The following is a 26,413-nucleotide window of genomic DNA, read 5'->3' on the forward strand; positions in this document are numbered from 1 at the left end:
CCCTCGTCCGATGGAAACCCTCACGACCCCACCGTTGCCGCTGCAGCGCTACCGGCTTTTCGAGAGCCACGACGTGGACGAGGCTCGTGAAAGCGTGGCCCGCATCTTCTGCCCGCACGGCCTCGTCATGCTGAAGCCGCGCACCACGCTGGACGCCTGCCACCACAGCGCCCGGCTGCACCGGGACGTGAGCCTCAACTACGTGCAGTACGGCCCCGGCGTGCAGATCGACCCGGGCTACCTGCAGGATTTCTTCCTGTTGCAGATTCCGTTGCGCGGCGGCGCCGAGATCCGCTGCGGCGCGCAGCAGGTGGACGCCACGCCGCGCATGGCCTCGCTGCCCTCGCCCACCGAGCCGCTGTCGATGCGCTGGGCCGACGGGAGCCCTCATCTCATCGTGCGGCTGGCCCGCTCGGCGCTGCATTCGCGGCTCGAATCGCTGCTGCAGGCGCCCGTCGGGAAGCCGCTGGTGTTCGACCTCGGCGTGCCGCTGGACAACCCCACGCTCGCGCCGCTGGTGCACTTCATCGACTACCTGCGGCTCACGCTCGACGCCGGCCACGGGCTGGAAAGCGGCGGCCCGCTGGCCGAGCACGCCGAGGCTTATCTGATCTCGAGCCTGCTGATGTCGGCGGGGCACAACCACTCGAAGGCCCTTGCCGGCGACAGCCAGCGGCGGCTGCTGCCTCGCGTGGTCCGCAAGGCGCAGGAATACATGGCGGCGCATGCGGACCAGCCCCTGTCGCTGGCCGACGTCTGCCGCGAAGTCGGCTGCAGCGCGCGCGCCTTGCAGCTGGCGTTTCGCCAGCACGCGGGCCAGGGGCCGATGGAGTTCCTGCGCGAGACCAGGCTGGACAGGGTGCGTGCCGAGCTGCAGCAGAAATCTGCAGGCGTCACCGGCGCCGGCGTGCGCGAGGTGGCGCAGAAGTACGGCTTCCTGCACCTGGGGCACTTTGCGGCGCAGTACCGGACGCGCTTCGGAGAGAGGCCCTCGGAGACGCGGGCCCTGCGCGCCTTCTGATCGATCTGAGTTCGCGGACCCCGGCGGCTTCGCCAGGGCCCGCTCGCGTGGCGGTAATCAGACCGCCAGTGTCTGCTCCACGTCCTGCGTCTTGCGGCGCGCGAGCGCGAGGTTCGACTTCGACTTGTCGAGCACGAGGTAGATGAACAGGCCTTCGTGCTTCTGCAGCGGACGGATGATGTGGTACTGGCGCCCGAGGGTGATCAGGATGTCCTCGATCACGTCGTTCAGGCCCAGCGCCCGCATCGTCTTGTGCTTGGCGCGCACCACTTCGGTATTGCCGGCGGCGGCCACTTCCAGGTCGACGCCCGAACCGATCTGCCCAAGGATCATGCCGCTGCCCGAATCGACCAGCGCAGCGCACAGCGCACCGTCGATCGTCATGAGTTCGTCCATGGATTGCTTGATGTTTGCCATCGGAGTCTTTCGTAGTAGTCCATCGCCCTGATGATCGGCCGCCGCCCGGGCGAATGATGAGCGGAGGCCGCTTGTGAAAAGGCTGGGTGTTCAGGCTCGCTGCAGCGCGAGGGTGGCCTGCTTGGAGAAGTACAGGGCCTGCCCGATGACGGCTTCCTTGCCCGTCACCACGCTCACGATCAGGTCGGCCTCGTCGTGGCGGGCCTGCAGCATCAGGATGTGGCCGAGCGCGGTCTCTATCGCGACGTTCTCGCACTGGCCGAGGCCGCTCTCCTCGCCGGCCACCGCGCCGAGCGCGGCCAGCGAGCTCGCGATGGCTGACATGCGCGCGACCTGCGCGGTGTTCTCGGCGCGCGCGGCCAGCTCCATGCCGTCCTCGGTCGCGATCACCACGGCCTTCACGCCCTTGATCTCGCGCATGAGCGTGTCCACGACGGTCTCGGCGGCGTCCTTGATGCGGGGTGAGATGTTCATGTGGATGGGGTCCGGCGTTGCGGTGGAAGAAGAAGGAGAAAAAGAAGAAGGAGGAAGGCGGTGCGGCTTCGTGCCCGTCAGGCCTCGAGCTGGATCAGCAGCAGCTCGAGCAGCTGCACCACCTGCTGCGGATCGGTCACGTTGGCCGGCAGCACGGGACACAGTACGCCCTTGTCCTGCATGCGCTGGGCGTAGGCCTCGAGGCTGGGCTCGGGATGGGCCTCGGTGCGGCCCACGGCGACCACGCAGGCCGTCTTCTCGATGAGCTCGGCGAAGCCGTCGAGGTACACCTCGAGATCGGCCAGCGGATCGGGGCGGCTGTTGTCGACCAGGATCACGAGGCCGAGCGCGCCGCGCGCGAGGATGCGCCACATGAAGTCGAAGCGCATCTGTCCCGGCGTGCCGTAAAGCCGCAGCTTCTCGCCGTTGTCGAGCGTGAGCTCGCCGTAGTCCAGGCCGACGGTGGTGGTGGCCTTGGCGACCGAGGCGTCGCTGTTGCGCACCTCGGTGCGCACCGGTGGAATCTCGCTCACCGCGGCGATGGCGGTGGTCTTGCCCGCACCCATGGTGCCGGTGAAAAGGATCTTGTGCTCCACGCTCTTCAGGCCCTCGGTCCGGACGACAGCAGCCCCAGGCGGCTGCGGATGCGCGCGAGCAGGCCCGGCTCCACGGTGGCGCGCGGCGCCGGGACAGCGGGAGCCATGTGGGGCGCCTCGCTGCCCGAATGGATGTGCGAATCGGGCCAGATCGACTCGGGTGCGCGGCTGTTGGCGAAGCCGGTGGCGCCGTTGCCGTTGCCGCTGCTGGCGACGAAACCTGCGCGCTCGAGCGCCGCGATGAAGTCCGTGCACTCCTGCGCGCTGGCATTCGAGCGCTGCTGCAGCGCCTGCAGCGAAGCCGGACGGCTCGCGAGCAGCGTGGCGAGCTTCATGCGCATGGTGGTGTCGAGCAGCGTGGCCGACGGCCAGCGCAGCAGGCGGTATTCCTCCTCGCCGCGCGTGCCCTGCTCGGTGCGGCGCCGGGAAGCGGCCAGCCCGAGCTCGCGGGCGTGGACCACCATCGCGCCAAGGCGGTTGAGCATGGCTTCGAGCGCATCGGCATGCAGCGGCAGCCGCAGGAACGGCCCGCGCGACGGGGGCGTCTCGCCGATCGTCAGCAGCGGCACCGGGCGGTCGGCCGGCTCTTCCGGAGGTGGCGCGGGAAGCCGGTCGCCCACCACGCGAAGGTCGGCGTCCTCGACCTGCCAGGCCCAGTGCTGGTGGGTGCGGTGATCGAGCAGCCGTACGAGGGACTTGAAGAGCAGTTCGTCGCGGGCCGGCAGGCCCTCGACGCTGAAGCTCAACAGCGGCCGGCGGGCGCGCGGAGCGGCGGCTGGCGTGTTCATGGGCGGCTCCGGGGCGGCCATGCGGTGGCCGAAGTGGCTCGCACCAAATTGGGGCTTTCTTGCGGCTTGAACTGCAATTCCGGAGCTCCCCACAGTGAAACATTCACAGGAAGCCTTGCGGCCTGCCTTGAGCTGAATGCCTAAGTGTTATGAAATTGTTTCTTGGAAAAAATATAACACCCGTTGCAAATAAAAACACTAGATTACAAAACCCGACTGTCGCCTACGGGAATCGGTTGGAAAAAGTCCAGCCTCGCAGCCTCCAGGCATCGGGAAAACCCTCCCGTCAAACTTACTTGCAGTCGCGATTGCAAGTAAATAAGATCGACGCCATGACACAGACAAGTCCCATGGCGCCGCCGCCCGACGAGGCCACGCTTCAGTCCGCCAACGACAGCGCCACCCACGTCCCGCCGAAGTCGCGGCGTACACAGGCCGAGCGCGTCGCGGAGTCCGATCGCCGCATGCTCGACGCGGCCACCCATCTCATCGCGAAGAACGGCTACACGCAGACCACGCTGGAGGCCATCGGCGTGGAAGCCGGCTACAGCCGCGGCCTCGTTCAGCATCGCTTCGGCAACAAGGACCGCCTGCTCGACGAGCTGATCAAGAAGATCGCCTCCGACCACCGCGCTCGCCTGCTCGAGCGCATGCAGGGCCTGTCGGGGCTCGACGCCCTCTTCTGCGAAATCGACTGCTATCTCGAGAGCATGGACGCGCCGCGCGACAGCTCGCGCGCCTTCTTCATGCTCATGCACGAATCGCTCGGCCCGGCGCCTCACATCCGCGCCACCTTCGCGGCCATCAGCGCGCGCTGGCACCGCGCCCTCGCGCGGCAGGTCGCGAACGCGCAGCAGGCCGGCCAGATCCGCGACGACATCGACCCCGAGCGCGAGGCGCAGCTGCTCATCGCGACGGCGCGCGGCCTGCGCACCCAGGCCATGCTCAATCCGCAGACCAGCGACATCGCATCGGCGATCCAGGCCTTCAAGGACGGCCTGCGCGCGCGCTGGCTGAAACCCGCGACGGGCTGAGCCCGGCCCGCGCCCTCTTTCTTTCCCGCTCCCCGATCCGCTACGCCCGGCCCGTGCCCGGCGGACGGGGCGAGCTCGTCCCTTCGCTTCCGGCTACCCGCTTTTTCTTGGAGACAACACCGACATGCGTACCCCGTGGCTTCGCCCGCTCCTGTGCACCCTGCCATTGAGCCTCGCGGCTTTCTGCGCCCAGGCCAACGACTTTCCGACCAAGCCGATCCATCTCGTGGTGGGCTTCGCGCCCGGCGGCGCCTCCGACATCGTGGCGCGCCTGCTGCAGCCCGAACTGCAGAAGCGCCTGGGCCAGCCCATCGTGATCGACAACCGCCCCGGCGCCAACGGCAACATCGCCAACGAGGTGGTGGCGCGCGCCGAGCCCGACGGCTACACGCTGCTGCTGGGCAACCCCGGGCCGCTGGTGTTCAACCCCTTCCTCTACAAGCAGGTGCCGGTCGATCCGGCCAAGGCCTTCGCGCCGGTCTCCCAGCTCACCGAAAGCCCGATGGTGATCGTGGTGCCTGCCAAGTCGCCGCTGAAATCGGTGAGCGACCTCGTGAGCCGCGCCAAGGCCAAGCCCGGCGGTCTCTCGTACGGCTCGGCCGGCAACGGCAGCTCGATGCACCTGGCCGGCGCAACACTGCAGATGCGCACCGGCGCACCGCTGGTCCACGTGCCCTACAAGGGCAGCGGACCGGCCATCACCGACCTGCTCGGCGGGCAGCTCGACTTCATGCCCGACAGCCGCTCCACCACGATGCCCTTCATCCGAGACGGCCGCCTGCGCCCGCTGGCGGTGACAGGCGACCGCCGCGTGGCCGACCTCCCCGACGTGCCCACCGTGGCCGAGGCCGGCGTGCCCGACTTCAAGGTGACCACCTGGCTGGGCGTCGTCGCGCCCGCCGGCACGCCGCAGCCCGTGGTCAAGCGCCTGTACGAGGCCTTCGGAGACGCGCTGAAGCAGCCCGCCATCAGGACCCGCCTCGACGAGCTCGGCACCTACTCGCTCGGCAGCACGCCCGAGGCCTTCGGCCGCGCGATGGAGCAGGAACGCAAGGAAGCGCGCCAGCTGGTGCAACAAACAGGAATGAAAGTCGAATGAACGCTCCCACTCTCGAACTCGCGCGCTGCACCGTCTGCGGCGGCACCAGCTTCCCGGCGCAGGTGCCGGGCTGCCGGCACTGCGGCGCCGCGCCGGCACAGCTGCGCGCCGAAGCCTGCGCCACGCCCGTGCGCCTGCTGAACTTCGTCACCGTGCATTCGGCGCTGGCGCCCGGGCTGAAGGTGCCCGCGGTGATCGGCGAGGTGGCGCTCGCCCCCGGCCTGGTGGAAGAGGCCCGCATCGACGTGGCCGACGAGAGCGCGCTCGTGCTCGGCATGGCGCTCGCACCAGCATGGCAGGCCGGCGCCGGAGATGCCCCGGACAGTCCGGGCAACTGGGTGTTCCGCCCGCTCGAGGCGGAGGTGGCCGCATGACGAACGGCGCATCCCTTCTGCGCGAGCGCGCGGTGTATGTGGTGGGCATCGGCCTGCACCCCTATGGCTTTCCCTCGGAGACGCCCTACGTCCAGCTCGGCCTGCACGCGGTGCGCGAAGCCCTGGCCGACGCCAGGCTGCAGTGGCCGCAGGTGCGCTCTGCGGTGGTCGGCACCGCCGCCCTCGGCATGGCCGCCGGCCGCGTGATGCTGCGCCACCTCGGCTCCACCGGCCTCGAAGTGCTGCAGGTGGAGAACGCCTCGGCCTCCGGCTCCACGGCCTTCCGCGTCGCCTGCCTGCAGGTGGCCAGCGGCGAGCACGACGTGGTGCTGGCCATGGGTGTCGACAAGTTCGGCGACGGCCGCCGCGCAGTGCTCAAGGACGGCCTCGCGCCGCTGAGCCCCACCTCCAACGTGCCTCTCGTGAAGTTCGCGCTGCTGGCTCGCCGCTGCATGCGCGAGTACGGGCTGACGCTGGAAGACATGGCTCGCGTCGCCGTCAAGAACCACGGCAACGCCGCGCGCAATCCGTACGCGCAGTTCCGCAAGCCGCGCACCATGGAGCAGGTGCTGGCCTCGGCCCCCATCGCGGGCGACCTCACGGCCATGCAGTGCTGCCCGCGCGGCGAAGGCGCTGCGGCGGTGATCGTGGTCTCCGAAGACGCGCTGAAGCGCCTGGGCCTGCCGCGCGAGCGAGCGGTTCGGGTGCTCTCTTCCGCCGCGACCAGCGAGATGCTGCCGCAGGGCGACGCGCCGGCGCTCGTCGACCTGGTGCGCGCATCGTCCGCCGCTGCGCTCGCGCAGGCCGGCATCGGCGCGAAGGACCTGGACATCGTCGAGCTGCACGACGCCTTCACCATCGAGGAACTGCTCTACACCGAGGCCGTCGGCGTCTGCGAGACCGGCGAAGGCGCGGCCTACGTGGCGCGCGGCGACGCCGACATCGGCGGGCGCTGCGCGATCAACCCCTCGGGCGGACTGATCGGCATGGGCCATCCGCTCGGCCCCACCGGCATCGGCCAGGTGGCCGAGATCACGCGGCAGCTGCGCGGCGAAGCCGAAGGCCGCCAGCAGCCGAACGCGAGGCTCGCGCTGGCCCACATGATCGGCCTCGGCTCGGTGGCCGTGGCTCACGTACTCGCACGCGCCTGACGAAAGCAGGCGGAGGCACTCCCATGAACTACGAAACCCTGCTCTACGAGGTCGCCGACGCGGTGGCCGTGATCCGGCTGAACCGCCCCGAGCGCATGAACGCCATCGGCGGTGCCATGAAGGCCGAGCTGCGCGACGCGCTGCTCGAACGCGCGCGCCACGACGACGCGGTGCGCTGCGTCGTCATCACCGGCGCGGGCGAGCGCGCCTTCTGCGCAGGCGCCGACATCAAGGAACGCGCCGGCAGCACGATGCCGCAGGCGCACTACCACCTGCAGCAGAAGGCCACGCACGAGCTCTTCCGAGCCATCGAGCAATTCGAGAAGCCGGTCATCGCCGCCATCAACGGCGTGGCGATGGGCGGTGGCCTTGAGATCGCGCTGTGCTGCGACGTGCGCATCGCGGTGCGCGGCGCGAAGCTGGCGCTGCCCGAGGCCCGCATCGGCGCGCTGCCCGCGGCGGGCGGCACCCAGCGCCTGCCGCGGCTGGTCGGCCCCGGCATCGCCAAGGAGCTGATGCTCACCGGCGACCACATCGACGCCGAGCGCGCGCTGGCCATCGGGATGGTCAACCACGTCGTCGAGCCCGAGGCGCTGATGCCCACGGTCATGGCGATGGCGGCGCGCATCGCGGCGAACGCGCCGCTGGCGGTGCGGCACATCAAGCACGCGGTGGACACCGGCCTGCAGGTGGGCATCGACGCCGGCCTGGAGTACGAGCGCTACGCGGCCGCGCTGGTGGTTTCCAGCGAAGACCGGCGCGAAGGCATGCGCGCCTTCGTGGAAAAGCGCGCGCCCGTCTTCCGGGGCCAGTGAACGCCCCCTTCTTTCATTCCGGACAAACAGACATTCCAAGGAAAACAACAGCATGGATCTGAATCTCAAGGGCCGCGTGGCCTTCGTCACCGGCGGTGGCCAGGGCGTGGGCCGCCGCATCTGCCTGGACCTCGCCGCCGAAGGCGTGGCCGTGGCCGTCAACGACCTCTTCGAGGAGCGCGCAGTCTCGGTGGCGCGCGAGATCGAGGCCGCGGGCGGGCGCGCCTTCGCGGCGGTCGCCGACATCACGAAGCAGGCCGAGGTGGACGCCGCGGTCGCCGCCGCGCAGGAGGCGCTGGGCCCCGTCGACATCCTCGTGAACAACGCCGGCGTGCTGGTCGAGCGGCGCGAGAAGGGCGGCGCCGCGCCGCTCTTCCTCGAAACCGACATCGAGGGCTGGCAACGCATCGTCGACCTGAACGTGTTCGCGATGATGTACTGCTGCAAGGCCGTGCTGCCCGGCATGAAGGAGCGCCGCCACGGCAAGATCGTCAACATCATGTCCGAGGCGGGGCGCACGGGCGAGGCGCGGCTGGCCGTGTACTCGGGCGCCAAGGCCGCGATGCTGGGCTTCGCCAAGGCGATCGCGCGCGAGCACGGCGGCGACTGCATCAACGTCAACGTGATCGCGCTCGGCGCGGTATCGCACGAGGGCATTCGCGAAGGCGCGCTGAGCCCCGAGGCCACGCCCGAGAACAACGAGCGCCTGGGCAAGATGCTCAACGCCTACCCGATCTCGCGCGGCCTGCGCCGCCTGGCCCGCCCCGAGGATGTCTCGGGCATGGTCTGCCTGCTGGCTTCCGACCGCGCCGCCTACATCACCGGGCAGAGCATTGGTGTCAGCGGCGGCTTCGTGATGCAGTGACGCCGATGTTCCGCACACGCCTCACGGAACTCTTCGGCATGCGGCTGCCCGTGCTGGGCGGCGGCATGATGTGGCTGTCCGACGCGCGCTACGTGGCCGCGCTGGCGCGCGCCGGCGCACTGGGCTTCGTCACGCCGCGCTCCTTCGACGGCCTGGACAGCTTCCGTGCCGCGCTGCGCGAATGCCGCGAAGCCAGCGGCGGCAACCCCTTCGGCGTGAACATCACGCAGTCGCGGCGGCCCGAAGAGAACCGCCTCGTGCCTGCATGGATCGACATCGGGCTGGAGGAAGGCGCCAACGCCTTCGAGACCGTCGGGCCATCGCCGCGCGAGCTCTTCGAGCGCATCCATGCCGGCGGCGCGCGCGTGATCCACAAGTGCGCATTCATCCCGCATGCGCTGAAGGCTCAGGACGCGGGCGCCGATGCGGTCGCGCTGGTCGGCTGCGAGGCGGGCGGACATCCGGGCACCAACGAACTGCCCACCTTCGTGCTGGCCGCGCTCGCGCTGGAGCAGCTGCGCGTTCCGCTCGCGCTGGGCGGCGGCATCGGCAGCGGCCGGCAGATCGCCGCGGCGCTGGCGCTCGGCGCGGACGCGGTGGTCATGGGCACGCGCTTTCTCGTGTGCGAGGAAACCTGGGCCCACGAGAACTACAAGCGCCACCTCGCGGCGCAGCCGGCCGAGGCCTCGACGCTCGCCCTGCGCAGCACGGGCCATCCGTGGCGCGTGCTCGACAACGACACGGTGCGCCGCACGCGCGAGCTGGAAGCCGAAGGCGCGTGCCGCTACCCCGACTTCGGCGCGCTTTCGACCGGCCGCCTGGGCCGCGACGGCGCCTATGCGGCCGGCGACTGGAACACCGGCCTGCTCTCCATGGGCCCGGCCATCGGATTCGCCGACCGTATCGAGCCCGTGCAGGCCGTGCTGCAGCGGCTGATGGACGAAGCCGCCACCGGCGTGGCGCACCTGCGCGCGCTGGCATCTCCCAACACAACACCGACTTCGCTTTTATGAACCCGAACCTCTCGCTCCACTGCGGCAGCCGCAGCCTGGAAGGCTCCGTCCTGCAGGCCCGGGCCGACCGCGCAGCCACCGGCTTCCAGTCGGTCGGACTGAAGCCCGGCGACGCCGTCGCCGTGATGCTGCGCAACGACCTTCCCTACCTCGAGCTCATGCTGGCGCTGGGCCGCATCGGCGTGCATCTGGTGGCCGTGAACTGGCACTTCCAGGCCGAAGAGGCGGCCTACGTGTTCCGTGACAGCGGCGCCCGCGCGCTGGTGATCCACGCGGACCTGTGGCCCCGCCTGGCCGGCGCCGTGCCGGAAGGGCTTCCGGTGCTGATCGTGCCCACCCCGCAGGACGTGCTCGACGCCTACGGCCTCGAGGCAACCCCGGTGCCCGAGGGCGCGCGCGACTGGTCCGACTGGCGCAGCGGGTTCGTGCCAAGCATCGCCGAGCCGGTGCCTTCGGTGGGCAGCATGCTCTACACATCGGGCACCACCGGCCGCCCCAAGGCCGTGATGCGCCTGCTCGGCACGCCGCAGCAGCATGCGGGCTCCAAGCGCGTTCGCGCACTCGCCAGCCAGGCCCGCGAAGGCATGCGCACCGCCGTGGTGGGGCCGCTCTATCACGCCGGCCCCAATGCCGCCGCGCGCGTGGCGCTCGACATGGCCGAGCGCATCGTCGTGCTGCCGCGCTTCGATGCCGAGCAGTTGCTCAAGGTCATCGATGAACATCGCATCACGCACCTGTCGCTGGTGCCGGTGATGCTCGTGCGGCTGCTGAAGCTGCCCGCCGAGGTGCGTGCGCGGTACGACGTCTCCTCGCTGGAGAACGTCACGCACGGCGGCTCGCCCTGCGCGCCCGAGGTACGGCGCGCGATGATCGAGTGGTGGGGCCCCATCGTCAACGAGACCTACGGCTCCACCGAAACCGGCCTGGTCACCTGCGTGAGCGCGAAGGAGTGGCTCGACCACCCGGGCACGGCGGGGCGGCCCTTTCCCGGCATGTCGGTGCGCATCCTCGACGCCGAAGGCCGCGTGCTGCCGGCCGGCGAGGTGGGCGAGATCTACGTCGACCCCGCCGACAACGCCCTGCCCTTCACCTACCGCAACAACGAGGAAGCACGCCGCGCGATCGAGCGCGACGGCCACGTCACCAACGGCGACATCGGCTATCTCGATGCCGAGGGCTATCTCTACGTCACCGACCGCAAGCGCGACATGGTGATCTCGGGCGGCGTGAACATCTATCCGGCCGAGATCGAGCACGCGCTGGTCACCAACCCCGAGGTCGCCGACTGCGCCGTGTTCGGCATTCCGGACGCTGAATACGGCGAGGCCGTGGCCGTCGCGGTGGTGCGCGCGGCGGGCAGCGGCATCACCGAGGCGCAGGTGCGCGACTGGGTGCGCCAGCGCCTGGCGGGCTACAAGGTGCCGCGCCACGTCGAGTTTCACGACGCACTGCCGCGCGAGGGCATGGGCAAGGTGTTCAAGAACCAGCTGCGCGCGCCGCACTGGGAACGCGTTGGGCGCCGCATCTGACATGCCGGCAGCCGCACTCCCCGCCTTCTTCGGCACCGAGCCCGATCGCTTCGACTTCGCCTGGCCCGGCCACGCGGTCTTCGGCGACGGCTGCGCGCAGCAGTTGCCCGGCTGGGCCCTCGCCCGCCACGTCGAACGGCCGCTGGTGCTCACCGACGCCGGCCTGGCCCGCGCCGGCATCGTGGCACCGCTGGTCGACGCACTGCGCGCCGCGGGGTGCGACCCCGTCGTGTTCGACGGCGTGGCCGCCAACCCGACGCTGGACAACGTTGCGCAGGCCCGTGCCGCCTGGGAGGCAGGGCACTGCGACGGCCTCGTCGCCGTCGGTGGCGGCAGCGTCATCGACGTGGGCAAGGTGCTGGTCGCAGGCCTGTGCGCCGACGTGCCGATCGAACAGGTGCTGCGCGAAGGCGACCGCGTCCTGGCGCGCGACGCACCGCCCTTTGCCGCCTTGCCGACCACCGCGGGCACGGGCAGCGAAAGCACCACCGCGGCGCTGGTGAAGGACGGCGAAGGCCGCAAGCACGTGCTGCGCAGCCGGCGCAGCCGCCCCCAGTGGCTGGCGCTCGACCCGCGGCTCACGCTCAGCGTGCCGCCTTCCGTGACCGCCGCCACCGGCTTCGACACCGTGATGCACGCGCTGGGCGCGGCCACCAACCGCGCCACCAACCCGGTCGGCGAGGCGCTGGCGCTGCAGGCGCTCGCGCTCGCGATGCGGGCACTGCCCGCGGTGCTCGCCGAGCCCGCCTCGCTGAAGGCACGCAGCGACATGCTGCTGGCCAGCTACCTTGCCGGCGTGGCGATGAGCCTGCGCGGCGTGGACGGCATCCACGGCCTGTGCACGCCGCTGGAGGCGCTGGTCGACGTGCCGCATGCGCATGTGCTGGCCGTGACCTGCGTGCCGCTGATGCGCTTCACGCTGCCCGCGGCCATCGCAGGCTACGCACAGGCGGCGCGCGCCTGCGGCCTCGGCAGGGCCGGCGACGACGACGAAGCCCTGGCCCATGCCCTGGTGGACGCGATCGACGGCCTGCGCCGGCACGTCGGCCTGCCGTGCACGCTGGCCGAACTGGGGCTGCGCGCCGACGCGCTCGGTCCGGCCATCGATGCCGCCGTGGACAACGCATCGCTGCGGCTCAACGCGCGGCAGCCCACGCGCGACGAGATCGCAGCCCTCTATCTCGCCATGCAGCCGGCCTGAGGCGGCGCCTTCCCTTTCATTTCCTTTTTTCTTCGCACCATGCAGACCGCACAGACCGCACCTCCCTCTTCCGTTCTCCGGACCGGCGTCTATCCGCTGCTGATCGACGGCGAAGAACGCCCCGGCGCCGCCGGGCTCCGGTTCGAAGTCGGCAATCCCTCCACCGGCCGGCCGCTCGCACAGGTGGCGCAGGCCGAAGCGCAGGACGTCGACGTCGCCGTGCGCGCCGCCCAGCACGCCTTCGAAACGCACTGGCGCCAGACCTCGGCGCGCCAGCGAAGCCGGCTGCTGCGCAAGCTGGCCGACGCGCTGGAAAGGCGCAGCGAGCAGCTCGCCTGGCTCGAGGCGTGGAACGTGGGCCGGCCCATCACGCTCACCCGCGGCTCGCTGCAGACCATGCTCGACGGCATCGAGTACATCGCGGGCGTCTCGCAGGGCATCGGCGGGCAGACGCTCAACGTGGCCGACACGCACATCGTCAACTTCACGCTGCGCGAGCCCTTCGGCGTGGTGGGACTCATCCTGCCGTGGAACTACCCGCTGACGCTCACCATCAGCAAGCTGATGCCGGTGCTGGCGGCGGGCAACACGGCGGTCATCAAGGCGTCGGAGATCACGCCGCTGTCGTCGGTGGAGCTCGGTGCCGCGATCCTGGAGGCGGGCTTTCCGCCCGGCGTGATCAACATCGTGCACGGCCCCGGCGCCACCGTGGGGCAGGCGCTGGTGGACCATCCGCTGGTGGAGAAGATCTCCTTCACCGGCGGCACGGCCACCGGCAAGGCCATCTACCGCAGCGCCGCCGAGCGCATCAAGCGCGTGACGCTCGAGCTCGGCGGCAAGTCGCCGCTGATCGTGTTCGACGACGCCGACCTCGACGCCGCCGCCGCCGTGGCGCTGCAGGACGTGAGCCGCAACACCGGTCAGATCTGCGTGGCCTGCACACGGCTGCTGGTGCACGAGCGTGTGGCCGATGCCTTCACCGAGCGGCTTCGGCAGGCGTACGGTCGCATCCGCATCGGCCTGCCGGAAGACCCGCAAACGCAGATGGGCCCGCTGGTCAGCCACGCACAGCAGGAGCGCGTGCAGCGCTACATCGAGATCGGCCGCGAGGAACAGGCCCGGCCCGAGACCATGCAGGACCTGTCGGCGCGCCCCGAGCTGCAGGCCGGCAGCTTCGCCGCGCCCACGCTCTTCCTGCAGGGGCGCAGCGAGATGCGCGTGGCGCAGGAAGAAATCTTCGGCCCGGTGCAGGTGCTGATCCCGTTCAGCGACGAAGCCGACGCGGTGCGCATCGCCAACGACAGCCGCTACGGATTGGCCGGCGTGGTCTACACGCGCGACACCGGCCGTGCGATGCGCATGTGCAAGGCCCTGCAGATCGGCAACCTGGCGATCAACGACCCGATCAAGGCCACCGCCGACGCGCCCTTCGGCGGCTTCAAGGAGTCGGGCCTGGGCAAGGAGCGCGGCCTCGACGCGATCCTGGAGAACACGCAGGTGAAGAACGTGCGCTTTTCCATGCGCTGACGCCGCGCACGGGGGCGCTTTTGGGGCGCTTCGGCGTCATTTGAGTTCGACAGACAGAAAAACGAAGGAGACAAGAACCATGAAGAAGAGCAAGCACATCGCCTCGCTGCTGCTCGCGCTCGGCGCGAGCCTGCTGCCGCCCGCCTGGGCGGCGGGCTTTCCGGAGCGCCCCGTGAAGATGCTCGTGGGCTTCGCGGCCGGCGGCATCACCGACATCACGGCGCGCCAGGTGGCGGAGAACATGAGCCGCACGCTCGGCCAGCCCGTGGTGGTGGAGAACCGCGCGGGCGCGGGCGGCAACATCGCCACATCGGAACTCGCGCGTGCGCAGCCCGACGGCTACACCATCATGCTGGCCTCGCCGGGGCAGCTGGTGGTCAACCCGCTCACGCAGAAGTCGCCCGGCTTCGACCCGAAGACGCAGTTCACGCTCATCAGCCTGGCCAACGAAAGCCCCTTCGTGCTCGTGGTGCCCGCGAACTCGAAGTTCAAGAGCGTTCCCGAAATGGTGGCATGGGGCAAGGGCAACGAAGGCGGCCTGAGCTTCGCCTCGCCCGGCTTGGGCACCACCATGCACATCGCAGGCGAGATGCTGCAGGTGATGGCCGGCGTGAAAGCCGTGCATGTGCCCTACCGAGGCGGCGCGCAATCCACCGGCGACCTGGTGGCGGGCCGCGTCGACTTCATGATCGACAGCGTCGGCGCCGTGGCGCCGCAGGTGCAGGCCGGCCAGCTCAAGGTGCTGGCCGTGGCCAGCGGCCACAAACTCGCGCAGTTCCCCGACGCACCGCTGCTGTCGGGCATGTATCCCGGCCTGGAAGTGTCGTCATGGCTCGGCGTGGTCGGCCCGCCCGGCATGCCGGAGGACGTGCAGCGCACCCTGGTGCGCGCCGTGGAGCAGGCCGTGCGCCAGCCTGCCTATGTGCAGATGCTGGAGAAGCGCGGGAGCGTGGTTGCCGCCGCCGGGCCGGCAGCGTTCGCGGCGCACCTGGCCAAGGAGCGTGAGCGTGTGGAGCGCACGGTGGTCAAGGCTGGGCTTCAGCTGGATTGAGGGCAGAGAAGCGGCGCTCAACGCCCGGGAACAGCGCGTTGGCGATGGATGCTTGTGCCTGCGGAAACAACGGCTCACCGTGCACGTTTCCGCGGGATTTTTTTCAGGACAGACCCCGTGCTGCTTGGTGGATCCCGAGCACTTCTTTCAACGATAAGTGAAGAGCGGGAGCCACTCGTTCGACTTCTCTCCATTGCACTTTCGGCACATCGGACGAAGGTTCGTCAAGGAGTTCTTGCATGCATTGATGAACTTCTTCTGGTTCGCCTCGGAGAGCGCCCCGATGCACCATATCAGCGACTCTGCGGGCTTGGAAATCGTTGACTTGGCAACTGCGTCCCATATGCTTCTCGCGCCTCGCAGGCCACGTTTGGGTGCTATGAATGTGGGCTGCACCGTGGTCGGGTTCAGAAGGTACCGGCCCTTGTGTCCGGAAGGCCCCTGCGATGTGTGCCCCAATGCCCTCATCATCTTGATCATCGCCTGCCGGGCATCGTCGACCTGAGCATGGCGATGATCGATCTCAAGCGCGAACACCGGCAGGACTATTCCGCAGTTGTGGCAGGGCATAGCGGGCTCATAGGCGTGCGTCCCATGCCCGAGTTCATTGAACGCAGGGAAGGCGACGTTGTCCTGAAAGCCGTACATGGTTCGCCATGCAGCGTTGTCCAGCACATCGCGATGCTTGCTTCCGACGGATATCGCGGAGATTGCATCGAGCAAGACAAAGAGCTCGCCCTTGGTATGGACGCCGTCCGGCGTCTGGACGTTTCCGGACTGAAATCCGATCTTGCGCTCTTCCCCGGTAAATCCATCGGACTTCAGGTATTTGCTCTGCACTTGATGAACCCCGAGGCTTGCAAATAGCACCGTCAAGTCACTCTTGATGGGAGACAGATCAAACATCGCAGACATCCTGACCTAGAGCTATCTGGAACATCAAGATACATCGGGCACCGGCCAGGCTTCAATGACAGCAAATTACAGCGACGTGCTGCGTGTCTGGGAGCAACTCAAGGATTGGATTTGCCGGCTCCTTGCTCGACCCCATGGTCAGAGGTCGACGAGCCGCGCGGGAGTTCTCGAAAGCAAGACCGAGCCCCGTAAAGAAAAAGTCCCGTCGCAGGGGCTGCGCGGGACTTTCAAAAACTGCCAGAGATTGATTCTGGCGGAGAGTGTGGCCGCCAAATTATAAAAACATTGCCGCCCAATAGCAACCAGCAAAGTACAAAAAACCGTTGGCTGCAAGCACTTACGAAAAACCCGGCACCCAATAACGCCCAACCAGGTTTTTTGGCGTCCAGCTTAAATAATGGGCAAAACCATAGGCATGTTTTTAGGGCTTTATTTGGTAAAATTGGTCTACCAAATAGTGCCGCAAAGGGCACCCGCCCAACAAGGCGCAGCTATGCCCAAAAACATGACCCGCCACAACCTTTTAACCATTACCAGCATCCGAACCAAAGCAAAAAAGCCCGGCTACCACCTCGACGGCCGGGGCCTGTACCTCCGGGTGGCCCCTGGAGGCAGTCAAGCCTGGATCTTGCGCTACACCTTCCTTGGCCGTACCCGTGACATGGGACTCGGCTCCCTGGCTGACGTCAGCTTGGCACGCGCCCGCGAACGCGCCCAAGAACACCGCACTCAGATCGCCGAGGGTATTGACCCCATCGAGCACCGAGAACAAAAGAAAATCGAACTCAAAGCCACCGCAATTCAATTAGAGCAGGCGAGCGTGACGTTCAAGGCATGCGCCGAGGAATACCACAAGGAGCATGCCGATGATTGGAAAAATGCCAAACACAAGGCACAGTGGATTAATACGCTGACCACCTACGCTTTCCCGCATTTTGGGAAATTTCCTATTCGTGAAATCGGCAAGCACGAAATTCTGAAGGCATTGAAACCGATCTGGAAGGAAAAAGCGGAGACGGCTGACCGTCTTTTGCAGAGAATTCGCAAGGTGATCAATTACGGTGCAGCCAAGGACTATTGCCGTGGCGTGGACAGCGAATTCTGGGAGCAGGTCAGGATTGCACTGGGCGCCAACGAGAAGGCCCGCGAGGTAGAGCACCACCCGTCCTGTCCGCATCCGCAGATCGGGGCGCTGCTGGCTCAAGTGCACGCCAGCACGGCCACCGCCACGGTGCAACTGGCATTTGAGTTCGGCGTACTGACGGCCACACGCTCGGGCGAGATTCGCGGGGCGCGCTGGTCGGAGTTCGACGAGTCGCTGCGCAACTGGACGATCCCTCCAGAGCGAATGAAGGCCGGGCGCGAGCATCGGGTGCCACTATCGACCCGGGCTATTGCGGTTTTGCAAGCTGCGCGCGCCCTGCACGCCGACCGGAAGGCCGAACACTACGGTGCGGCATGCGATACCGAAGCCAACGATCTGGTGTTCCCCTCGCCGCGCGGCAAGACGTACAGCGACATGGTATTCACGCAGTTGCTGCGCCGCCTCGAACAGCCGTACACCATGCACGGCTTTCGTGCCACCTTCCGCACGTGGGGCATGGACCACACCGAATACCCAGCCGAGATGCTGGAGTTCGCACTAGCGCACTTGGTGGGCGACCAGACCGTGCGCGCCTACGCTCGCAGTGACATGGTGGAGAAGCGCCGGCAGCTGATGGAGGACTGGGCTGCATATATCGATCGCCGGGCAGGCTAGCGAGTCGCCTTCCATATAGCCTTCATGGCTCGCTCAGACTGCCTCCGACTAACCTGGCATCAGCACGATCATCGCCCGCTTGCGTCTTTCGACAAGCATCCACCGCACGAGGGGATGCCAGCTCGAAGCAGCGCGCCGCTGCTGCGCGGGCTGACGCGACATCCATTTGTGAAGACCGAGCACTGGCCGGTGCGGTCGATGACTGTTGCTTCGGCCCGCACATAGCGCTGGTACAGCGCCTCCACGTCTGCGGGCATCGAAAAAGGTCCGCAACGGTAGGCCCAGAATGCCAATGCCAATGCCAATGCCAATGCCAATGGCAGGAAGCACAGCACCAGCACCCCGAGAAACGATCTTGGAGAGTTTCCATCCACGCACTAGGTCGTCCGCCACGCACACGAGCGGCAGGCACAGGTACTGCCATCCATTCATGAAGTGTGAAAACTCGTTCTTCTGCGGGTCGTTCGCGTACAGCGCCTGCCCGCCCCAGCTGGTCCCGCGCAGCTTGCGGAACACGTAGCCCTCTTCGAAACCCTTGACGCTCATCTTCATGGCTAGGTCGAGCACGATGCCGTTGCGCTTGTTCAGCAGCCGGCTCACCGCCTCACGGCGCAAGTTGAACTTCTTGGTGCTCGCGCTCACCGCGTTGATGTTGTAGGGCTTGAGCAGCTGCGTGGGCGTCACGCCGGGGCGACATACATGCCAGCGCTATCGAAGCCCGCGGCGACCAGACTGTGCAACCGGCCTTGCTTTGCCATGTCGAGAAGCTGTTCGATGCCCAATGCGAGGGACGCGTTCGACTCCTCACCGGGCAGCGGCTCGGCACCGGGGAGCGTACGCATGTTGCTCACCGCGGCAGGCCTCGCTGCTGTGGCTTCGGCATGGCCGGGAGGCGGGCGGAATCGGCGACAACGCAGTCGCGATGGCGTCGCACACGAACTGCTGCATCGGCTTGCCGGTAGTCAGTGCCCGGGCGCGTGGCCGGTCAAACAGCTCTTTGGTCAAGTACTGCTTGCAATGATGGTGTTGTCGCATCTCCCCAATGTGGGGTACTTAACGAAGCACGGTCAAATATTACCTACAGTGTAAGAACGACGCTACTTGGTGTTCCCATCGGGGTCCAGCTGCATTACACCGTGCTCTTGATCATGTCCTGAGGCCCTCATGCCGTTTATCGTTTTCAATGCCGTCGGAGTAGCCTTGCTGGTGTTATCCGTGTATCTGTTTCGCGGCGCCATTGTCGCCTCCCGTGATAAGTATTCGACCTTTGTCGCAGCTGTATCTGCACTCCTTCTCGGCGCCACGCTGCTGAGTGCTGGCCATCACGCTTGATATGCTGGAGAGATGAATGAATAACCTATTGCTTCTAATTGTGTTGGCCGCAGGGTCACCCACTCCTCCGCCTCGCATCACTCACGGCTATGCAGCACCCGAGGGAACCTATGTTGCCCCGTACCGACGCAGTGCCCCAGACGACGTCCACGGGAATAGCTACGGCAGCCAAACGACGGGAGGTCAACACCCGGACGAACTCGGCAATCCGCCGGCACACAACAAGCAGCCTGGGCAGTGATGCGAGGTCTCGTTGTAGCATTCGCCACCCGACGGTTCTCGGAACTATAACCGCACGGGCTGGTGGTCCACAGCCCTGAGATATCGCCCTCGTCTTAAACGGCAATGCCCAGATCCTGGAGGCTCGTTACAAGATCGAGGCCGGGGAAGCAAACAACCTGGGCGTAAGGGCCGGTTGGGGCTCTCATGCGACATTGGCCGTTGGGATCGAGCTTACGAATTCAAATCTATGCTCCACGACACAACCATCCAGTTTGGTCTTCCTTCTACAGATACCGCTGACATCGGCCACGTCGACAATGCTGAAGCAGCCATCACGCGTATCAGATCGGTTGACTGGCGGAGTGTTATGGGTGCGTGGTACGAAACCAGGAAGGGCTATTGCCAGCCATCGTTTTCCAGGCCCCGGCCGCAAAGGCCGAGTTGTATGTGAGTCATGTGCCGATGGATACGGCGCCCTACGATCAGGTGCGCTTCATGCAGACCGAAAAAGCTGGATGGCTGCGCTCACGAAAAATCATAATCGCAGCAGAGGTGCATTCGCACTCATTGCTTGCGCAATGCCCTGTCGACTGAGAGGCCGAACGCTGGGAGTCGCCTGCGCGACCAAGGCGTGAATGTGCTTGGCTGCGGTCGTGACGACTCGTCAACATGGGAAGGCGAGTTGCTTCCGGTAGCCGCCGGAGCGCCTCCGCCCCTCGCGTCGTCAAGCGTGCCATCGAGCGTTCCTGCGACGATTCCGAGGGCCGCAGAGGTGCGCCTGCCGCCTATCGCGACAAATGGCGCAGGCGCAGGTCGCGGGCTGGTGAAGGTCTAGGTCACGGAGACGATTGGTCAGGACGTTTCCGATCATGACACGGCGCACGTGGTGGTCGGAGGCTTGGGCAGCCCCAACGGCAACTGGTGACCGCATCGCTCTCGGGCTTGTCACTACAAAACTTTTGTAGTGGCTAATTCACCGCCTGAGTAGCCGCCCCCGACATCGAGGGCCACGGCCAGCCCGAGCACGGCGAGCAATACGATCAAGTCGCCCGACGCAATGCAGTCATCGCAATGGCTTAGCACTTCATCGCAGTGGCCTGGGTCGCAAATGCATCATTCGCGGCCTTGCACGCAGCACTAAGAGCCGCCTTGTCCGTGCCCATCGAGCCCCACGAAGCCTTGGTCTGGTCCAAGCTGGTCTTCATCGCATCGGCTGCGGCCTTGCTCTGCTTTCCGACACAGGTAGCGACCTTGTCGATGTAGGCGCTGCACTCCTTTGGCAGGTCAGCGGCCGAAACTGCTGGCACAGATGCCGCAGCCGACGTCGGGTCGGCCGCAGGCGCTGTAACGGCGGGCGGTGCCGACGGCGCAGCCGGCTTGTCCTGCGACTTGGAACAGGCGCCCAGCGCGGCGGAAACGGCGAGAAGGAGGAGGAGCTTTTTCATTTTCTGATTCCCTTTAAGAACGGTCTGGTTTGAGCCACAAGCTACGGACAGCGCGAGGCGGCGCGATTATGGGGCGCCCTATCCCGACTTGGAAGCCAACGTGCGTGAAATCGAGATGATGTGTGCAAGAGCTTTTCGTATTCGCACAATACGTCACATACATCCGCCAGAAAGCTCGTCAAGCACTCCAGCCAAGGCTTGTGCGCGCAGGCTTTCCTTGCGAGGCCAAGCGGCCGGCTCCCGCCTCCGTGGCACCGGGCCAGACGAACCGGGCATGAGCACGGACATCTGGTGTAGAGATTCGCAGCCCTTCTCAGGCGGAGAGAACGCGCCGCAGATAAGAGCATGACCATTCGGCACCAGTGAGGGCGACTAATGACGCCTCTGACGAACTCATTGATCGCGCTGCACGCCTTCGGCCTTGAACTCTTCCGTGCACTGCCACCAAGAAGAAAACCCGCCGAGGCGGATTCAAGGGCAGCAATCCTCTTGAGGGATGGAGGATTCACGCGCGCCGCCGGATGCCGGTCTTTGAGCGCAGAGCCGCATGGCGGCGACTTGAATGAGGCGAGGAGCTAGCCATTTGCGGAGAAGTTCGCACACGCCCGCCCGACTTGCTTTTCGATGTGCGATTACTGGTGGGGGTACACTTTTGATTTGGCGGTTCGCCCTGCGGTAGTCTCATAGAGGCACCGAATCTGCATCGCGCCACAGGCCTATGCGCTTGGCCTTCGTTTCGCTATCCACAAACTCCTACTGCCTGCACTCTCGCAGCATCTGCTCGTCTGTGTAGGCTCGATCCCAACCGCCAATGTCGGATAAGGGCCGAGGCTGTGTAGAAACGCGCAACCGTCCGTGCAGACGACGACCTGCCGGGATCACGAACTTCATTCGGTGCCGAGACGTGCCTGAGATCGACTACGCGGCCTTCACGGCACCTCATCGAAGCGCGAATGAGGGCCTAAGGAGGCTCACGCCTCCGCCAGCCGCATCGCTTTAATCGTTCTCGCAATCCCCAACACGCTCGTCAGCAGTCTCCAATGCATCGAGGTAACGCTGGATGCTCTGCTCGATCTGCTCTTTGCGTGCATCGATCTTGCCGGGCGAGAGGTTGCGGTCGCGGCTGTTGACGGCCTTGAACTTGCTACCGTCGATGGCCACGACGGCTTGCGAGAAGAGCTTCATGTGCCGGCACAGCACGATGAAGCTGCGGCACGCGTTGCGGATGCCTTTGCCGTTGTCGCGGCGGAAGTCAGCAGTGGTCTTGAAATCGGGAGTCAAGCGGCCGGTAAGCCACATGAGTTCGACGTTGCGTTGGGCCTCGCGTTCCAGTCGGCGACTCGACTGGATGCGATTGAGGTAGCCATAGATGTAGAGCTTGAGCAGAATCGACGGGTGGCACCCAGGGCGGCCAGTTACTGCAGGGTCGGCGCCTTCGAAGCCGAGAACACCTGGATTCAGTTCGTTGACGAACGCATCGACGATGCGCACCGGGTTGTCTTCGCCGACGTAGTCGCCAAGGCATTCCGGCAACAACGTGACCTGATGTCGGTCTGCGCCTTCGATGAATCGCTTCATGGGCCACCTCGCAGGAAACGGGTGGCCTCATTTTATTTTTGGACCGGCGTTTGAGTAGGGTTTTCACACGGCCTCGGCCCAAAGCGGGATTAGAGTCCGCGTGAAAGCTGCCGTTTGTGGCACGCGTCTGCTATCGCCTGGATACGCATCTGTCGCAGTTGATTGGCAGCGCGGGCAATCGCACCAACTACCGAACCTTGGTTTGGAACCCCCTGACGTCGCGATCCAAGCGCTGCACCGCCATCGCCATTCCTTCATCGAACGCAGCACTCAGCGTGTCAGAGCGGTACGGGCTCGGTGGCTCAAACAGCCTGGCCCTTTGACCGCTCGCGGGTGTCATGTAGACGTGGAACGGCCATCCGTCCTGCGCGATGTCATAGCCCGATACGACTTCGATCTTGGTGCCTCGATACATGCCTTGCAGTACGTTGCGCGGGCCGCTCTCTGTCTGAACGATATGCTCGATCCGAGGATGCATGATGGGCTCCTTTTTGAAGTCACAGTATCACTCCCTAGCCCCCGGCCGCGAGGCGCACGAGCTGCCACTGGCGCCTGCCAACGGCAAGGCTCGCTTAGCGAGCTCTCGATTGCCGCGTCGTTTAACGAGCGCTACCGCGATTTGCAATGCTGGCTTGCCTGTTGGGCTCCACCTGCTGTGCGCCCCGATTGACCTTGTTTCCGCGCGCCTTGTCAGCTGCAACGATCCAATCCAGGCAACGCTGCTTGAAAGCCTCAACGTTGGCGTCAGTCCAGGCTCCAGGCATGATCAGCGTCAATCTGCAGCGCTGTTCGCCGTCCAGGCTGATCTCGGCATTCGCATCAAGCCCTGCGGCGCCGACTGGCCGACAGGTGATGGTGCAAACCCAACGCCCTGCCTCTCCATCGTGCACAAATGCCTTGCCTTCCATGGAGCACCTCCGAGGCTTCCCACGGGTACGGCATCGGGATTGATGGTTGGCGCGAGCGGTAAGTCCTCTGACCTTAGAGGCTCAGCACACCTTCTGCGTAGGACAACACCTCCACTTCATTCTTGACAAGGCCGAGTGCCTATCAAGCGCTAGGCTTGTGACCTATGGAGCGGACTAAAGAAGTTGGTTGGTGTTTGCGCTCTCAACGCCTGCCACAGCTCTGCCCCGGTCAAACGGGCCCCGCCTGCTACAATCTTGGCTGCTCAAAGAGCCTGGGTACGGCCTGGCCAGGCAAGCATGAATCTCATGCCAGCGCGTCGAAGTCACTACGACGAGAAAAACAACGATGACTTCATGCAAAAGAATTTGCCGTAGCGTGGACCGCGTAAGAGTTCACGACCACATTCCCAAAGCCGCCGTGAGGCGGCTTTTTCATTGACCACGCCGATACACCGGTCGTCTTCTCTCTTAGATCGATCGAGCGCCCGTCAGCTCAGCCTGCTCGATCCAGTCAATGCACTTCCGCTTGATCATCTCATCGCCCGCAGTCCGCGAGAGCTCTGGAACGCTCAGCACGAGCTTGCATTGCTGCCGCCCGTCAAAGCTGATTTCTGCGGAGGCAGAGTAACCACCCTCCGGCGCCTTCGTTCGAAAAATCATGAAGGTCCACGGCCCGGTCTTGCCGGGATGAACGTATAGATCGCCATCCATGCGCAACTCCACTACGCGGTAAAGACGTGGTGCCCGTTGAATAGTGGGCGCCAGCGCCGCGAAAACTTACAACACACTCGACGGCCGCGCATCGAGCAACAATCGCCGACAGTATGGTCTTTTAACGCCCGTCAAATTCCTCGCGGAGCGCAGTCAAACGCAGGTGCTTGTGCTGTCACTGGTCCGCGCGATGCGTAATTTAGGAACCGGGATCGGCGCCAACGGCCGCTCTTGGCCGGATGCAGCGGTTCAGCTACTGGCCGTTTCGCGAAAGTTGCTTTCTAACTTGCTGCCAGTCCTCCCAGCAGTGCTCGGGCCTGACGTCGCTGTAGCCGCGTTTTTCCTCCATCGCCAGCGCATGGCTGTATCGCATTCTCATGCACACCGACTTGTCGCGAATGGCGTGCACCTCAACCTCAGTGAGCGGCGAACCTTTGGCGCGTTCCTGTTGGTGCAACACTGAAACAAGCGCCGGAATGAATACCAAGCAAAGCGGGTCGTCGTCAAGCGATTGTTCGTCCATGGCGGCTGATGTTGATATGCGGCACAAAGCGGATGTCGGCTCTTGGCCGACAGCGGTCCATCACACTGGCGTCGCGAAGGTGAGGCACCGTCAAGCTCACATCAAGCAGTGTTTGGTAGGTCTTTTCACACATAGGAGTGCGGCGCTAACCCGCAGCACTTGAAGGCGCCTCAGTGGCAATGCTACGACGTGAACATACGGCGAGGGGCTAGCCGTTCGTGCAGAAGTTCGCACATGCTGCTTGCTTATCCCACTCTGGCCTCATTCCGGGCCGTAGCCTTGCTGCCGGGCGCCTTCTGGTACTGCAGCTTAGCGTCGCAGCATGCTGTAAAGGGAAAATCAAGGCGCTGCTTCATGTGGTGTTGACTCAATGAAGCGAGTCGCCGTGTGGCGGTTGTCGCCATATGGTGTGATTTCTTCGTTGCGGATGAAGGTGATCCTGAAAGCCAACTCACGATGCTTAGGTACGCGCGGTCGCATTGGGGAAAACAATCGCTGGTGCGCCGGCAGTCTTGTGATTCTGGAAGCGGAAGGTCGGTAGCTGCCACATAGATCGCCAGACCCCGTCGGTCGTCGCGCGGAGAAAACTCTATGCAATATTTCCTTTGCATCGCGAATACGGCACCCAGAAAGATGTCTTGAACAAAAAGAATGTCGCCACGGGACGTGATCATTTCGTTGCCACGTTCCTGGCATTCCAGCAGAACGAAACGAAGGAAGTGATCAGCATGTGCTCGTTCGGCGAGGGGGTTGCCGCAACGTTGCGGCAAGGCCGAAATATTGGTCTTTGAAGCGGCAGACACCAAGGGCAAGCCGATAAACATCGTGGTCGATGGCTTGCGCGATTGCTGGCGCACTTTTAACGCCGACGTCCGACTATCCACTACGCTTTGTCTTGTCGTTACGTCATTTCTGGACATGCAGATGCAGGACGACCTACGTTCTGCGGCGGCTGTTGATGATGCCAGTTAAGCGATCCTCGTGGGACATTCTTCCACAGGTGTTCCCCAAGTATGGTTGTGCGGTCCGTACGCCTGCACTCTTTCACGTCGATGATGATGAAGCCGACGGACTCCAGCAACAGCAGGAAATCCGGGCGCTTCATATGTCCCGTGAACAACGCTGCGAACGGCAACTGTTGAAACTCGCAGCATGCCGCAGTCGACGACCTTGAAAGAAAACCCGCCTCGACATATGCCGAGGCGGGTTGAAGCCGCCCCTTGCGAGGGCAGCGCTCTACATCAACGTACAAACCGAATACTACGGCTGAATGGAGGCTTCTTTCCGTAGTGTCAAAGAAGTGAGTTTTGGCGGGAAGACAAAGCGTGACGGATGTCGCGTGGATCGCGCCGCCGGTCCGCGCCACATTGCTACTTTGCTGTGGCTGCTTGGCTCTTCGCGGCGCGGCGAGTCTTGCGCTTCTTGGTCGTAGCTTGCTTCTTGACAGGAGCCGCCGCGGGCGCAGGGGCCGCTGCGGGCATGGCAGATGGAGCCGGTACGGCAGTTGAAGGCGCTGGTGCAGGAGCGGTGGTAGCGGCTTGTTGTGCAAATGCATCGGCAGCGAAAAGGCCAGCGATCAGGACTGCGAGCAACTTGTTCATGAACATATCCCTTTGAAGTTTGTTGATCTGGATTGCCCTCCTTGTGGAGGGTAGGCGTTTAACGACGGCTGCTCTCTTAGGTTGACCTACATACATGGCCGCGACCGGAACGTGCCCGCGTGCACGACGGCAGTGCTACAGCCAAGGCCCTGACTACAGCTTGAACGCCTGGGAGGCGCTGACACGCAATCTGCTTGAAGGCGAGGCGAATGTGGACTACAACCATTGCGAGAATATGATCCGTCCATGGGCGCTCGGAAGAAGAGCATGATTATTCGCGGGCAGTGAGCTGGCTGATCAGTGCGCCGCCGTCGTCATGAGCTTCGTGCAGTCGGCAGAGATCAACGGTCATAACCCGCACACGTACCTTAACGACGTGCTGGCCAGACTACCCACGCATCTGAACAGCCACATCGATGAACTGCTTCCGCACAACTGGCAGCGCTGGTCAGAGGCGGATTAGG

Annotated in this window: 28 protein-coding genes and 2 pseudogenes; 16 read left to right on the forward strand and 14 right to left on the reverse strand. The window is 65.3% G+C overall.

Annotation, left to right across the window (positions count from 1 at the left end; translation table 11 throughout):
• The first annotated feature begins 10 nt into the window (after positions 1–10).
• Positions 11–1,021: an AraC family transcriptional regulator gene (locus SFB74_RS27045; RefSeq protein ID WP_432727489.1), complete on the forward strand. Its 1,011-nt coding sequence runs from the start codon at positions 11–13 to the stop codon at positions 1,019–1,021.
• A gap of 57 nt (positions 1,022–1,078) precedes the next feature.
• On the opposite strand, the gene SFB74_RS27050 is transcribed toward SFB74_RS27045, so the two are convergent.
• From SFB74_RS27050 to SFB74_RS27065, 4 genes are all read right to left on the reverse strand, one after another.
• The gene (locus SFB74_RS27050; protein ID WP_019656468.1) at positions 1,079–1,438 is read right to left on the reverse strand and encodes a hypothetical protein; all 360 of its coding nucleotides are present in this window, start codon (positions 1,436–1,438) and stop codon (positions 1,079–1,081) included.
• A gap of 90 nt (positions 1,439–1,528) precedes the next feature.
• Positions 1,529–1,912, reverse strand: coding sequence for a roadblock/LC7 domain-containing protein (locus SFB74_RS27055; protein WP_432727490.1), 384 nt, complete (start codon positions 1,910–1,912; stop codon positions 1,529–1,531).
• A 77-nt stretch (positions 1,913–1,989) separates the two neighbouring features.
• On the reverse strand, positions 1,990–2,508 hold the full coding sequence (locus SFB74_RS27060; RefSeq protein WP_432727492.1) for a GTP-binding protein: 519 nt from the start codon (positions 2,506–2,508) through the stop codon (positions 1,990–1,992).
• A gap of 5 nt (positions 2,509–2,513) precedes the next feature.
• Entirely contained in the window at positions 2,514–3,296 is a 783-nt protein-coding gene (locus SFB74_RS27065; RefSeq protein ID WP_432727493.1) for a hypothetical protein, read from the reverse strand.
• A 332-nt stretch (positions 3,297–3,628) separates the two neighbouring features.
• Here SFB74_RS27065 and SFB74_RS27070 point away from each other — a divergent pair, with 332 nt between their 5' ends.
• From SFB74_RS27070 to SFB74_RS27120, 11 genes are all read left to right on the forward strand, one after another.
• On the forward strand, positions 3,629–4,330 hold the full coding sequence (locus tag SFB74_RS27070; protein WP_432727494.1) for a TetR/AcrR family transcriptional regulator: 702 nt from the start codon (positions 3,629–3,631) through the stop codon (positions 4,328–4,330).
• A gap of 124 nt (positions 4,331–4,454) precedes the next feature.
• Positions 4,455–5,429: a Bug family tripartite tricarboxylate transporter substrate binding protein gene (locus tag SFB74_RS27075; protein WP_432727495.1), complete on the forward strand. Its 975-nt coding sequence runs from the start codon at positions 4,455–4,457 to the stop codon at positions 5,427–5,429.
• Complete coding sequence (locus SFB74_RS27080) at positions 5,426–5,803, forward strand: Zn-ribbon domain-containing OB-fold protein (protein ID WP_432727496.1); 378 nt, start codon at positions 5,426–5,428, stop codon at positions 5,801–5,803. The genes SFB74_RS27075 and SFB74_RS27080 overlap by 4 nt, the downstream gene beginning before the upstream one ends.
• Complete coding sequence (locus tag SFB74_RS27085) at positions 5,800–6,954, forward strand: thiolase family protein (protein ID WP_432727497.1); 1,155 nt, start codon at positions 5,800–5,802, stop codon at positions 6,952–6,954. Before SFB74_RS27080 ends, SFB74_RS27085 begins: the two co-directional genes overlap by 4 nt.
• A gap of 23 nt (positions 6,955–6,977) precedes the next feature.
• Positions 6,978–7,769, forward strand: a complete 792-nt coding sequence (locus tag SFB74_RS27090) for an enoyl-CoA hydratase/isomerase family protein (RefSeq protein ID WP_432727498.1) — start codon at positions 6,978–6,980, stop codon at positions 7,767–7,769.
• A 52-nt stretch (positions 7,770–7,821) separates the two neighbouring features.
• A complete protein-coding gene (locus SFB74_RS27095; RefSeq protein WP_432727499.1) occupies positions 7,822–8,634 on the forward strand; it encodes an SDR family NAD(P)-dependent oxidoreductase in 813 nt (270 codons plus the stop codon).
• 5 nt (positions 8,635–8,639) lie between these two features.
• Entirely contained in the window at positions 8,640–9,647 is a 1,008-nt protein-coding gene (locus SFB74_RS27100; protein WP_432727500.1) for an NAD(P)H-dependent flavin oxidoreductase, read from the forward strand.
• Positions 9,644–11,176 carry an AMP-binding protein gene (locus tag SFB74_RS27105; RefSeq protein ID WP_432727501.1) on the forward strand — a complete coding sequence of 511 codons (1,533 nt, stop codon included), beginning with the start codon at positions 9,644–9,646 and terminating at the stop codon, positions 11,174–11,176. The genes SFB74_RS27100 and SFB74_RS27105 overlap by 4 nt, the downstream gene beginning before the upstream one ends.
• Position 11,177: 1 nt before the next feature.
• Positions 11,178–12,377, forward strand: coding sequence for an iron-containing alcohol dehydrogenase family protein (locus SFB74_RS27110; protein WP_432727502.1), 1,200 nt, complete (start codon positions 11,178–11,180; stop codon positions 12,375–12,377).
• Positions 12,378–12,416: 39 nt separating this feature from the next.
• Entirely contained in the window at positions 12,417–13,904 is a 1,488-nt protein-coding gene (locus tag SFB74_RS27115; protein ID WP_432727503.1) for an aldehyde dehydrogenase family protein, read from the forward strand.
• A gap of 79 nt (positions 13,905–13,983) precedes the next feature.
• Positions 13,984–14,955: a Bug family tripartite tricarboxylate transporter substrate binding protein gene (locus SFB74_RS27120; protein ID WP_432727504.1), complete on the forward strand. Its 972-nt coding sequence runs from the start codon at positions 13,984–13,986 to the stop codon at positions 14,953–14,955.
• Between the two features lie 147 nt (positions 14,956–15,102).
• Here the strand turns inward: SFB74_RS27120 and SFB74_RS27125 are convergent, their stop codons facing one another.
• On the reverse strand, positions 15,103–15,861 hold the full coding sequence (locus SFB74_RS27125; protein WP_432727505.1) for a hypothetical protein: 759 nt from the start codon (positions 15,859–15,861) through the stop codon (positions 15,103–15,105).
• A gap of 514 nt (positions 15,862–16,375) precedes the next feature.
• On the opposite strand from SFB74_RS27125, the gene SFB74_RS27130 reads away from it, so the two are divergent.
• Positions 16,376–17,629 (forward strand): tyrosine-type recombinase/integrase, encoded by a 1,254-nt coding sequence (locus SFB74_RS27130; RefSeq protein ID WP_432727506.1) that lies wholly within the window; start codon positions 16,376–16,378, stop codon positions 17,627–17,629.
• Positions 17,630–17,677: 48 nt separating this feature from the next.
• Here the strand turns inward: SFB74_RS27130 and SFB74_RS27135 are convergent, their stop codons facing one another.
• Together SFB74_RS27135 and SFB74_RS27140 are read right to left on the reverse strand one after the other, a co-directional pair.
• Positions 17,678–18,313: a hypothetical protein gene (locus SFB74_RS27135; RefSeq protein WP_432727507.1), complete on the reverse strand. Its 636-nt coding sequence runs from the start codon at positions 18,311–18,313 to the stop codon at positions 17,678–17,680.
• Complete coding sequence (locus tag SFB74_RS27140; protein ID WP_432727508.1) at positions 18,310–18,480, reverse strand: hypothetical protein; 171 nt, start codon at positions 18,478–18,480, stop codon at positions 18,310–18,312. The genes SFB74_RS27135 and SFB74_RS27140 overlap by 4 nt, the downstream gene beginning before the upstream one ends.
• 313 nt (positions 18,481–18,793) lie before the next feature.
• Here SFB74_RS27140 and SFB74_RS27145 point away from each other — a divergent pair, with 313 nt between their 5' ends.
• Entirely contained in the window at positions 18,794–18,961 is a 168-nt protein-coding gene (locus tag SFB74_RS27145; RefSeq protein WP_432727509.1) for a hypothetical protein, read from the forward strand.
• Between the two features lie 621 nt (positions 18,962–19,582).
• The gene (locus tag SFB74_RS27150) at positions 19,583–19,777 is read left to right on the forward strand and encodes a hypothetical protein (RefSeq protein WP_432727510.1); all 195 of its coding nucleotides are present in this window, start codon (positions 19,583–19,585) and stop codon (positions 19,775–19,777) included.
• Positions 19,778–20,259: 482 nt separating this feature from the next.
• Here SFB74_RS27150 and SFB74_RS27155 read toward each other — a convergent pair whose 3' ends face one another.
• From SFB74_RS27155 to SFB74_RS27185, 7 genes and pseudogenes are all read right to left on the reverse strand, one after another.
• Positions 20,260–20,628: a hypothetical protein gene (locus SFB74_RS27155; protein WP_432727511.1), complete on the reverse strand. Its 369-nt coding sequence runs from the start codon at positions 20,626–20,628 to the stop codon at positions 20,260–20,262.
• Between the two features lie 1,020 nt (positions 20,629–21,648).
• Positions 21,649–22,206: pseudogene (locus SFB74_RS27160) on the reverse strand (transposase); the annotation flags it as partial.
• Positions 22,207–22,393: 187 nt separating this feature from the next.
• Positions 22,394–22,684 carry a hypothetical protein gene (locus SFB74_RS27165; protein WP_432727512.1) on the reverse strand — a complete coding sequence of 97 codons (291 nt, stop codon included), beginning with the start codon at positions 22,682–22,684 and terminating at the stop codon, positions 22,394–22,396.
• Between the two features lie 121 nt (positions 22,685–22,805).
• The gene (locus tag SFB74_RS27170; RefSeq protein WP_432727514.1) at positions 22,806–23,114 is read right to left on the reverse strand and encodes a hypothetical protein; all 309 of its coding nucleotides are present in this window, start codon (positions 23,112–23,114) and stop codon (positions 22,806–22,808) included.
• A 468-nt stretch (positions 23,115–23,582) separates the two neighbouring features.
• On the reverse strand, positions 23,583–23,825 hold the full coding sequence (locus SFB74_RS27175) for a hypothetical protein (RefSeq protein ID WP_432727515.1): 243 nt from the start codon (positions 23,823–23,825) through the stop codon (positions 23,583–23,585).
• A 253-nt stretch (positions 23,826–24,078) separates the two neighbouring features.
• Positions 24,079–24,348: a hypothetical protein gene (locus tag SFB74_RS27180; protein WP_432727516.1), complete on the reverse strand. Its 270-nt coding sequence runs from the start codon at positions 24,346–24,348 to the stop codon at positions 24,079–24,081.
• A gap of 245 nt (positions 24,349–24,593) precedes the next feature.
• The gene (locus tag SFB74_RS27185; protein WP_432727517.1) at positions 24,594–25,268 is read right to left on the reverse strand and encodes a hypothetical protein; all 675 of its coding nucleotides are present in this window, start codon (positions 25,266–25,268) and stop codon (positions 24,594–24,596) included.
• A 767-nt stretch (positions 25,269–26,035) separates the two neighbouring features.
• Here SFB74_RS27185 and SFB74_RS27190 point away from each other — a divergent pair.
• Positions 26,036–26,412, forward strand: a pseudogene (locus tag SFB74_RS27190) (IS66 family transposase); the annotation flags it as partial.
• Position 26,413: the final 1 nt, after the last annotated feature.

The organism is Variovorax xiamenensis (genome assembly GCF_050916385.1).
In the GTDB taxonomy this organism is placed as follows: domain Bacteria; phylum Pseudomonadota; class Gammaproteobacteria; order Burkholderiales; family Burkholderiaceae_C; genus Variovorax.

Excerpts from the sequence above, each read along its gene's own strand:
- SFB74_RS27075 (WP_432727495.1), top strand. The coding sequence starts at position 4,455 with ATGCGTACCCCGTGGCTTCGCCCGCTCCTGTGCACCCTGCCATTGAGC.
- SFB74_RS27070 (WP_432727494.1), top strand. The coding sequence starts at position 3,629 with ATGACACAGACAAGTCCCATGGCGCCGCCGCCCGACGAGGCCACGCTT.
- SFB74_RS27065 (WP_432727493.1), bottom strand. The coding sequence starts at position 3,296 with ATGAACACGCCAGCCGCCGCTCCGCGCGCCCGCCGGCCGCTGTTGAGC.
- SFB74_RS27120 (WP_432727504.1), top strand. The coding sequence starts at position 13,984 with ATGAAGAAGAGCAAGCACATCGCCTCGCTGCTGCTCGCGCTCGGCGCG.
- SFB74_RS27170 (WP_432727514.1), bottom strand. The coding sequence starts at position 23,114 with ATGGAAGGCAAGGCATTTGTGCACGATGGAGAGGCAGGGCGTTGGGTT.
- SFB74_RS27105 (WP_432727501.1), top strand. The coding sequence starts at position 9,644 with ATGAACCCGAACCTCTCGCTCCACTGCGGCAGCCGCAGCCTGGAAGGC.
- SFB74_RS27130 (WP_432727506.1), top strand. The coding sequence starts at position 16,376 with ATGACCCGCCACAACCTTTTAACCATTACCAGCATCCGAACCAAAGCA.
- SFB74_RS27110 (WP_432727502.1), top strand. The coding sequence starts at position 11,178 with ATGCCGGCAGCCGCACTCCCCGCCTTCTTCGGCACCGAGCCCGATCGC.
- SFB74_RS27185 (WP_432727517.1), bottom strand. The coding sequence starts at position 25,268 with ATGTCCAGAAATGACGTAACGACAAGACAAAGCGTAGTGGATAGTCGG.
- SFB74_RS27100 (WP_432727500.1), top strand. The coding sequence starts at position 8,640 with ATGTTCCGCACACGCCTCACGGAACTCTTCGGCATGCGGCTGCCCGTG.
- SFB74_RS27080 (WP_432727496.1), top strand. The coding sequence starts at position 5,426 with ATGAACGCTCCCACTCTCGAACTCGCGCGCTGCACCGTCTGCGGCGGC.
- SFB74_RS27125 (WP_432727505.1), bottom strand. The coding sequence starts at position 15,861 with ATGTTTGATCTGTCTCCCATCAAGAGTGACTTGACGGTGCTATTTGCA.
- SFB74_RS27180 (WP_432727516.1), bottom strand. The coding sequence starts at position 24,348 with ATGGACGAACAATCGCTTGACGACGACCCGCTTTGCTTGGTATTCATT.
- SFB74_RS27115 (WP_432727503.1), top strand. The coding sequence starts at position 12,417 with ATGCAGACCGCACAGACCGCACCTCCCTCTTCCGTTCTCCGGACCGGC.
- SFB74_RS27145 (WP_432727509.1), top strand. The coding sequence starts at position 18,794 with ATGCCGTTTATCGTTTTCAATGCCGTCGGAGTAGCCTTGCTGGTGTTA.
- SFB74_RS27090 (WP_432727498.1), top strand. The coding sequence starts at position 6,978 with ATGAACTACGAAACCCTGCTCTACGAGGTCGCCGACGCGGTGGCCGTG.
- SFB74_RS27045 (WP_432727489.1), top strand. The coding sequence starts at position 11 with ATGGAAACCCTCACGACCCCACCGTTGCCGCTGCAGCGCTACCGGCTT.
- SFB74_RS27165 (WP_432727512.1), bottom strand. The coding sequence starts at position 22,684 with ATGCATCCTCGGATCGAGCATATCGTTCAGACAGAGAGCGGCCCGCGC.
- SFB74_RS27155 (WP_432727511.1), bottom strand. The coding sequence starts at position 20,628 with ATGAAAAAGCTCCTCCTCCTTCTCGCCGTTTCCGCCGCGCTGGGCGCC.
- SFB74_RS27175 (WP_432727515.1), bottom strand. The coding sequence starts at position 23,825 with ATGGATGGCGATCTATACGTTCATCCCGGCAAGACCGGGCCGTGGACC.
- SFB74_RS27085 (WP_432727497.1), top strand. The coding sequence starts at position 5,800 with ATGACGAACGGCGCATCCCTTCTGCGCGAGCGCGCGGTGTATGTGGTG.
- SFB74_RS27050 (WP_019656468.1), bottom strand. The coding sequence starts at position 1,438 with ATGGCAAACATCAAGCAATCCATGGACGAACTCATGACGATCGACGGT.
- SFB74_RS27055 (WP_432727490.1), bottom strand. The coding sequence starts at position 1,912 with ATGAACATCTCACCCCGCATCAAGGACGCCGCCGAGACCGTCGTGGAC.
- SFB74_RS27095 (WP_432727499.1), top strand. The coding sequence starts at position 7,822 with ATGGATCTGAATCTCAAGGGCCGCGTGGCCTTCGTCACCGGCGGTGGC.